This window comes from Nonomuraea sp. NPDC003707 (genome assembly GCF_053587055.1).
This window is the reverse complement of the sequence record NZ_JBSFNK010000016.1, coordinates 248943-256276: the sequence shown is the minus strand read 5'-3', so window position 1 is coordinate 256276 and position 7334 is coordinate 248943. Positions and strand designations below refer to the sequence as shown.

At 70.1% G+C, this 7334-nt stretch carries 9 protein-coding genes and 2 pseudogenes; 6 read left to right on the top strand and 5 right to left on the bottom strand.

All coding sequences use genetic code 11. The features are described from left to right. Positions 1 to 112: 112 nt before the first annotated feature. From ACWDRB_RS36235 to ACWDRB_RS36225, 3 genes and pseudogenes are all read left to right on the top strand, one after another. Positions 113 to 478: pseudogene (locus ACWDRB_RS36235) on the top strand (VOC family protein); the annotation flags it as partial. Continuing rightward, the gene (locus tag ACWDRB_RS36230) at positions 475 to 945 is read left to right on the top strand and encodes a cupin domain-containing protein (protein ID WP_449901439.1); all 471 of its coding nucleotides are present in this window, start codon (positions 475 to 477) and stop codon (positions 943 to 945) included. The pseudogene ACWDRB_RS36235 and the gene ACWDRB_RS36230, both read left to right, overlap by 4 nt. A 35-nt stretch (positions 946 to 980) precedes the next feature. Then, a complete protein-coding gene (locus tag ACWDRB_RS36225; RefSeq protein ID WP_449901460.1) occupies positions 981 to 1055 on the top strand; it encodes a hypothetical protein in 75 nt (24 codons plus the stop codon). A 45-nt stretch (positions 1056 to 1100) separates the two neighbouring features. Here ACWDRB_RS36225 and ACWDRB_RS36220 read toward each other — a convergent pair whose 3' ends face one another. The 3 genes and pseudogenes from ACWDRB_RS36220 to ACWDRB_RS36210 form a co-directional block, all read right to left on the bottom strand. After that, positions 1101 to 1178 carry a mycothiol transferase gene (locus ACWDRB_RS36220; protein ID WP_449901457.1) on the bottom strand — a complete coding sequence of 26 codons (78 nt, stop codon included), beginning with the start codon at positions 1176 to 1178 and terminating at the stop codon, positions 1101 to 1103. A 91-nt stretch (positions 1179 to 1269) separates the two neighbouring features. Beyond that, positions 1270 to 1599: pseudogene (locus tag ACWDRB_RS36215) on the bottom strand (mycothiol transferase); the annotation flags it as partial. Between the two features lie 47 nt (positions 1600 to 1646). Further along, entirely contained in the window at positions 1647 to 2312 is a 666-nt protein-coding gene (locus ACWDRB_RS36210; protein WP_449901437.1) for a class I SAM-dependent methyltransferase, read from the bottom strand. A gap of 114 nt (positions 2313 to 2426) precedes the next feature. Here ACWDRB_RS36210 and ACWDRB_RS36205 point away from each other — a divergent pair, with 114 nt between their 5' ends. Then, positions 2427 to 3002, top strand: coding sequence for a helix-turn-helix domain-containing protein (locus ACWDRB_RS36205; RefSeq protein ID WP_449901435.1), 576 nt, complete (start codon positions 2427 to 2429; stop codon positions 3000 to 3002). A 24-nt stretch (positions 3003 to 3026) separates the two neighbouring features. Here ACWDRB_RS36205 and ACWDRB_RS36200 read toward each other — a convergent pair whose 3' ends face one another. Continuing rightward, positions 3027 to 3929: an alpha/beta fold hydrolase gene (locus ACWDRB_RS36200; RefSeq protein WP_449901433.1), complete on the bottom strand. Its 903-nt coding sequence runs from the start codon at positions 3927 to 3929 to the stop codon at positions 3027 to 3029. Between the two features lie 163 nt (positions 3930 to 4092). On the opposite strand from ACWDRB_RS36200, the gene ACWDRB_RS36195 reads away from it, so the two are divergent. Next, positions 4093 to 5247: a sensor histidine kinase gene (locus ACWDRB_RS36195; RefSeq protein WP_449901431.1), complete on the top strand. Its 1155-nt coding sequence runs from the start codon at positions 4093 to 4095 to the stop codon at positions 5245 to 5247. Beyond that, positions 5244 to 5903, top strand: coding sequence for a response regulator (locus ACWDRB_RS36190; RefSeq protein ID WP_449901428.1), 660 nt, complete (start codon positions 5244 to 5246; stop codon positions 5901 to 5903). Before ACWDRB_RS36195 ends, ACWDRB_RS36190 begins: the two co-directional genes overlap by 4 nt. Before the next feature lie 7 nt (positions 5904 to 5910). On the opposite strand, the gene ACWDRB_RS36185 is transcribed toward ACWDRB_RS36190, so the two are convergent. Beyond that, the gene (locus ACWDRB_RS36185; protein ID WP_449901425.1) at positions 5911 to 7245 is read right to left on the bottom strand and encodes a family 43 glycosylhydrolase; all 1335 of its coding nucleotides are present in this window, start codon (positions 7243 to 7245) and stop codon (positions 5911 to 5913) included. Between the last annotated feature and the right edge of the window lie 89 nt (positions 7246 to 7334).

Genomic DNA, 7334 nt, shown 5'->3' with positions numbered 1-7334 from the left:
CAACGGCTCCGGAACGCAACCTAGGCTCCAGACATCTCGATGGCCATCGAAGCATGGATGCACGGCCGGTCAAGATTCACTTTGTTAGGACCTCTTAGGCGGGTTCCACCACGTCAAGCTGCCCGTCTCCAGCGTGCACAAGAGCCTGGAGTGGTACCGGCGCGTGCTCGGACTCGAGGTGGCGATCGAGTTCGTCGAGGACGGCGTGCTGCGCGGCGTGGCGCTGGCCGATACGGACCAGACGCTCATGATCGCGCTGCGTGAGGAGCCCGAGCGGGCCGCCGGGTTGAGCGGGTTCGATCCGGTCGCGTTGGCCGTGCCGACCCTGCAGGCGCTCCACGCCTGGTCCGATCACCTGGACGCGGTCGGTGTGGAGCACTCCGGCATCGCCGAAGGCAGCGTGGGATGGCTGATCGGCGGCATCATCGACCCCGACGGCATCGAGATCCGGCTCTACACCCGGCAGAGGCGGCCATGAGCGCGCTCCACCTGCCCGCCGGGGCCGGTGCCACCCATCGGTTTCTCGGCACCACGATGACCGTGAAGGCGGGGGAGTCGGAGACCGGCAAGGCCCTGACCCTGATCGAGCAGGAGTGCCCGCCGTATTTCGCCACTCCCTGGCATGTGCACCAGCGCGACGACGAGGCGTTCTATGTGCTGTCGGGAACCGTCCAGCTGTACTGCGGCGACCAGACCTGGCAGGCCGGAGCCGGCGCCTTCGTCCTGCTGCCTCGCCACCTGCCCCACGCCTTCGCCAACCGCCAGGACTCTCCGCTACGCCTGCTCCAACTGACCTGGCCGGCCGGCTTCGAACACTTCGCCGCCGACATCGCCGCCCGTGACACCGACCCTGGCCTGCTGGCCGAGGTGGCCGCCCGCCACGGCTACCAGATCATCGGTCCACCACCGGACACCACCTGCGCCGGCTGGTCAGAGCCGACCTGACCCAGGAAGACCACGATTTCGAGTTCAAGCGCCATGTGGCGAAGGGCTACCGTCCCGCCGCCACCGCGGTGAGCGCCACCGGCCACTACACCACCGTCTGGACCAAGTGACGCGCGGGTTTCGGCGCCCGAACCGAGGCGCCTGCCACGCATCCGTCAGCGGCCGGTGGATCCGTCGATCTGCTCGCGGAGGATGTCGGCGTGGCCGGCGTGCCGGCCGGTTTCCTCGATCATGTGCACCAAGGACCCATCGCATCGATGGCGCCGGCCCCGGACGTGGGGCTCGCGGAGCGGGAAGGGCCAGGTCTGGGCAGGCGTCGATGACCTGGTTCGCTCGCTCGACGGTCTTGCGGTAGTCGGCGAGCACGCCGTCGACGGTGTCTTCTGTGGACGGTCGCATGGTGGCGCGCCAGTCGCCGGCGTCCTCGCCGAGGAAGTAGAACCGTTCGACGAACGCCAGATGCTTGAGCAGCCCGAGAAGGTTGGTGCCCGAGGGAACTCCGCCGGTTCGGACCTGCGGTTCGGGTGCGCCCACGACCTTGTCCGCGACCGCGTCGCGCAGGTAGTCGAGGAAGCCCCGCAGGGTGGCCTTCTCGTCGGCGCCGGTCCGCGGAGGCGTGGTGTCCTTGGATCGCTGCGCGCGGCTTGCCGGCATCGAGTCGCTCCGTTTCGACGTGACGTCGTGTGGTGTGGTTCGGGCGGTCATCCGGCGGTTCGCTGGATGAGCAGGATGTGGTCGATGACGGTGGCCGTCTGGCCGGCGGGTCCGGTCGCCCGGCGGTGGGGCATGTCGGCGCGCAGGACGGTCCAGTGCGCGGGGTCGAGATCGAGTTCGGCGGCGATCTCGGTGGGTGTGGGGTGGTGGAGGTCGGGGTCCTGGTTCCACGACCAGGGCGCGGTGGAGCCGTGGTCGACGATCAGCAGCAGCCCGCCGGTGCGCAGGGCTTGCGCGGCGGTGCGCAGGACCTGGCTTCGGAGCAGCGGGAACGGGGTGTGGAAGTACTGGGCGGAGACGAGATCGAACCGACCGGCCGGGAAGCTTCGGGCCAGATCGTGCTGTTCGGTGGCGACCCGGTCGGCGATGCCGAGTTCGCGGGCGCGTTCCCGGACCCGTTCGACGGCGGTGACGGAGATGTCCACGGCGGTGACGTGCCAGCTCTGCCGGGCGAGCCAGATGGCGTCGCCGCCGGCGCCGCAGCCCAGATCCAGGGCGGCGCCGGGACGCAGCGGCGCGGCGGTCTCGGCGAGCAGCGGGTTGACGCGCGCGTCCCAGGTACGGCGGGCGCGGTAGTGCCGCTCCCAGAACAGCCCGGCGTCCTGGTCGCTCGAGACGTCGGTGGTGGGGTGGCGGTGTCGGGTGGTGTCCATGTGAGTTGCCCTTCGTCGGCCGGCGTGATCCGGAAGCGCCGGTGGTGTACCGGCAGCATCGCCGCCGTCATCGCGGACTTGCAAGAAAAATTGCGGATCCGCATCATCGACGGCATGGACACCTCCGAAGACGTTCTGGCCGGAGTCGGGCCGCGCCTGCGGGCCCTGCGCCGGGCGCGGGGCACCACGCTGGCGGCGCTGGCGAACGAGACCGGCCTCACCGCGAGCACGCTGTCCCGTCTCGAGAACGGCAAGCTCCGCCCCACGCTGGAGCAGCTGCTGCCGCTGGCCCGGGCGCACGACGTACCGCTCGATGATCTCGTCGCGGCGCCGCCCACCGGTGACCCGCGCATCCACCTGCGGCCGGTGCGGCGATCCGGGCTGGTGATGGTGCCGTTGACCAGGCGCGCCGGCGGTGTCCAGGCCTACAAGGTGATCTATCCGCCCGCCGGCCGATCGGCCACGATGAAGCTGCAGACCCACGAGGGATATGAGTGGTTCTACGTCCTCAACGGACAGGTCAGGTTCGTGCTCGGGGAGCAGGAGTTCCTGGTCGGTGTGGGCGAGGCCGTGGAGTTCGACACCCGCATCCCGCACTGGATCGGCAGTGCCGATGAGCGGCCCGCGGAGCTGCTCACCCTGTTCGGCGCGCAAGGAGAGCGCGCCCATCTGGCGCCGTCCGGGCACTGACCGTCGCAGCCCTCGGCCGGCCGGTTACTCGCCGGCCACCTGCGAGGTGACGCGCTCGATGGCCTGGACGGCGACATCGGGCTGGTCGACGTAGATGTAGTGCCCGCTGCCGGTGGCCGTGCTCAGCTTGCTGCCGCTGGACACCGCGAGCCACTTGCGCTGGCCCGCGGACCACGCCTGCTCCAGGCGCCGTCCGTACGTGGGGATGGCCGCGAGGTACTGCTTCCCATGCTGGATCACCTCCACCGGGATGTTCCCGGCGGAGCGGACCTTCCCGTCGGTGATGACGAGCTTCTCCGGGTTCTGACCCTGGAATATCGCGAGGTTCTGCGCGCGCACCTCGGCCGCCGGACCCTTGGCGGACTCGGGGATCGCCTTCGTGATGTCGTCCACCATCGTGGGCGACGTGGTGTCCAGCAGGACCAGCCCTTTGACCCTGTCCTGATGGTCGGGGACGTACCTGGCGGCGATCAGCCCGCCCAGCGAGTGCCCCGCCAGGACGACCGGGCCGTCACCGGCGACCCGGTCGAGCACCCCGGTGAGGATCTTCCCGGTGCCGGCGAAGTCCTGAGGGCCATCCGGCTGGTCGCTCGCGCCCGCGCCGAGCCGGTCGTAGGAACAGACCCGGTTCTTCTTGCCCAGCGTCTTCTGGAGGGCGGCCATCTTGTCCAGCCCGTCGCCCCCTCCGTGCATCAGCATGATGACCGGCCTGCCTTTCGCCGGGTCGCCCGAACAGGACACGTTCACCGACCGGCCCGCGACATCGATCTTCCTGGTTCCGGAGATCGGGCCGGCATCGGCCTTCTGCGTCGTGGGGGCGAGCGGGTCCCAGTTGTCCAGCGAGTCGCCGTCGCAGCCGGCGACCGCCGTGCTGACCACGGTGCTGCACAGCGCGGCCACAACGGCAGTCTTGTATGTGCGGAGCATGATGTCCTCCAGCGAGAGACGTCTTCACACGGCGGCTGAGGCGCCGTGCCACGTCGTAACGCTATGGAGTCGACGGTCCCGGAATCGTCACCACACGGTGGACATTCGCAGGTAGCTCGCAAGGGGGACACGTGGGCGACGGTGTGACCGCTAGGCTCGTCCGATGATCGATCTCCGCCGGGTCCAGGGCCTGTGGCGGCGGTGTGACGTCACGGTACGGGATTTACCGTTCGCGCTGCTGCTGACCGTCGCGTCACTCCTGCCGGAGTTCCAAGGCCACGGGACGCAGATCGGCGACCTGCCGCCCCGCCCCTACGACGCGCTGGCCGTCGTTGTGATCGCTCTCGAGTGTCTCCCGCTCGCCGTGCGCCGGCGGTGGCCGGCCGCCGGTCTCGTCCTGGTGTCGCTCGGCTTCGCCCTCGACCAGCTCTTCGCCTATCACGCGCTGGCCGGCACCGCGCTGCCCATCGCGCTCATCAGCGCGGGCGCCCATCTGGAACGTGGCCGGCGCGTCACCGTGATCCTGCTCTCCGCCGCGTACCTGCCGCTGATGTTCGCGCTCGACCGGCTCGGCTCGAACGAGACGCCGGCCGACATCGCGCTGTTCTACCTGGCGCTGGTCCTCGCGTGGGGCATCGGGACCTGGTTGCGCTCCACCCGGGCCGCCGAGGCCGAACGCCGCCGCCACGTCGCCGAGGCCACCCGCGCCGCCGAACGCACCCGCATCGCCCGCGAACTCCACGACGTCGTGACCCACCACGTGACGGCGATGGTCGTACAGGCCGAGGCGGCACGCTACCTGACCGCCGCGCCCGACCGCCTCGACGCGACCCTGACCGCCGTCACCGACACCGGACGGCGGGCCATCAGCGATCTGCGGCACCTGCTCGACCTGCTCAAGGCCGACCACGACACCGACGCCGGTACGCCGTCCGCCGGCGATCTGCACACGCTCGTGGAGCAGACGCGTCAGGCCGGGCAGCCGGTGACGTTCACCGAGGAGGGGGAGCCCGCGGAGTCGGCAGGCAGCGCGGAGTTCGTGGCCTATAGGGTCGTGCAGGAAGCTCTGACAAATGCCCTCAAGTACGCCCACGGCTGCCACACCGAGGTCCGCGTGGGCTACGGCGAGAAGGAGATCACCGTGGAGGTCGGCACCGACGGCTCCGGTTCCCGCACGCGCTCTCCCGGCGGGAGCGGGCGGGGCCTGGCCGGGCTCCGCGACCGGGTCGACGCCCTGGGCGGCGAGTTCAGCGCCGGCCAGCGCGCGGGCGGCGGCTTCGACGTACGGGCCCGCATCCCCGCCGGGAGCGCGTCGTGACCACGCCGATCCGGGTCCTGGTCTGCGACGACCAGGCGCTGATCCGCACCGGGTTCGCGACGATCATCGATGCGCAGCCCGACCTGGAGGTGGTGGGCGAGTGCGGGGACGGCCGCGCCGCGGTCGACCTCGCCCGCCGGCTGGACCCGGACATCGTGGTGATGGACGTGCGGATGCCGGTGCTCGACGGCATCGGGGCGACCCGCCTGCTGGCCGGCGCCGGGGTGGCCGATCCCGTCAAGGTGCTCGTGGTGACGACGTTCAACCTGGACGAGTACGTGTACGAGGCGCTGCGCGCGGGGGCCAGCGGGTTCCTGCTCAAGGACGCCCCGCCGGCGCAACTGCTGCACGGCATCCGCACTGTCGCGACCGGCGCCGCGCTGCTGGCACCCGAGGTGACACGGCAGCTCGTCGGCAGGTACGCGTCGCGGATCCGCCCCACCGAGGACACGCCGGACGACGCCGCGCTGACCCCACGCGAGCTGGAGGTGCTGCGCCTCATCGCCGACGGCCTGTCCAACAGCGAGGTGGCCGCGACGCTGGTGATCAGCCAGGAGACCGTCAAGACGTACGTGTCGCGCATCCTCACCAAGCTCGACCTGCGTGACCGCGTGCAGGCGGTGGTCTACGCCTACCGCAGGGGCTTGGTGACCTGAGCCCCGCTCAGTCGTCGATCGTGTGGTTCCGGCGCTGGACGTACAGGCGGTTGCCCTTCGGCCCCGTCCATTCCACCCGTACGACCCCGGGCACCGCTGTGTCGCCGACGCGCGACGGGTCGGACCAGTAGCCGAATCTGGGGTTGCGGAAGAACGTCGCCCACAGCTTGCCGCTGTGGTCCACGAAGAAGTTGTTGTGGCCGGCGCCGACACCCACGGTCCACCGCTTCGAGTACGGTCCCTCGAACGTGTCCGAGACGGCGACGACCGCGTCGTAGTGGTACTGCGTGCGGCCGGCGCCGGGCGGGTCGTAGGCGTACCGGGTGCTGCCGTCGGCATTGGTCGAGGATCGGTTCCAGGCGGCCTGGAGCAGGAAGTACTTGCCGCCGTGCTTGAACACGTACGCGCCTTCGAGATACGGCTCGGGCGCGTAGGGCACCTGCTGGAAACTCGGGAGGTTGGTGGTCGGGACGATGTCCTCCATGTCGTCCCGGAACTTCGCGTACAGGTGGTTGTGCAGCACCAGCCAGGCGTCGTCGCCCTCGGTGTAGAGGCTGCCGTCGATGTGGTGGTAGGCGCCGGGCAGGATGAAGCCGGGCCCGCCGATGAAGGAGTCGCCGAAGGGCTTGTCGTAGTTGCCCTGGACCAGCCGGTACGGGCCCTCAACCCCGCCCTCGCTCACGAGCATGAACGAGCCGACCTTCTTCGAGTGGTCGCCCATGCAGGCGACGATGTACCACTTGCCGCGGAAGTAGTGCACTTCCGGGGCCCAGACGTCGCCGCGCTTGCCGAACTGGTCGTCGTTCCAGTACTCCTGCCACGGAGCGACCACTGTGCGTCCGGGCCGGTTCTCGTCGGCGAACTCGGGCGACCAGACCTTGCCCTTCTCGGCGCCTGGGCGGATGCCCGTGGTGTCGGCCAGCCTCCACGGCCCGCGCAGGGACGGGGAGGTCCACACGAAGATGCCGTCGTTCCACGGGGCGGGCCCCGCGATCCCGGGCGCCCGGGTGGTGCCGGTGGCGACGTAGACGGGACGGCCCTTCGCCACGAAGCAGTTGACGTAGGTGTCCCGCATCCAGACCCGGCCGAGCTCCTGGTCACGGGGGCGGAGTTCCAGCGGGAGGATGAAGGAGTTGTCCTCGCGCGGCCACAGGTCGAGCCGGGTGTCGGCGAGGCCGTAGGGCTCGAGGTCGGGCCAGTTCGACGGGTATCGCTTCAATGCGGCGTTCGTCGGCGTCGCCTGCGCGGCGGTCGCGGGCAGCGCCGCCGCTCCCAGAAGGCCGGCGGCGCCCGCCAGCAGGGACCGTCGGTCGACGTTCAACCCGTTGTCGGCATCAGTCATCACTCACGTCCTCCACGTCAGCGCCCATCCGATGGGCAGCTTGCGGAGAGTGTGCCTAGTCGTTCATATTTCGTCAATAACCCGGAAAA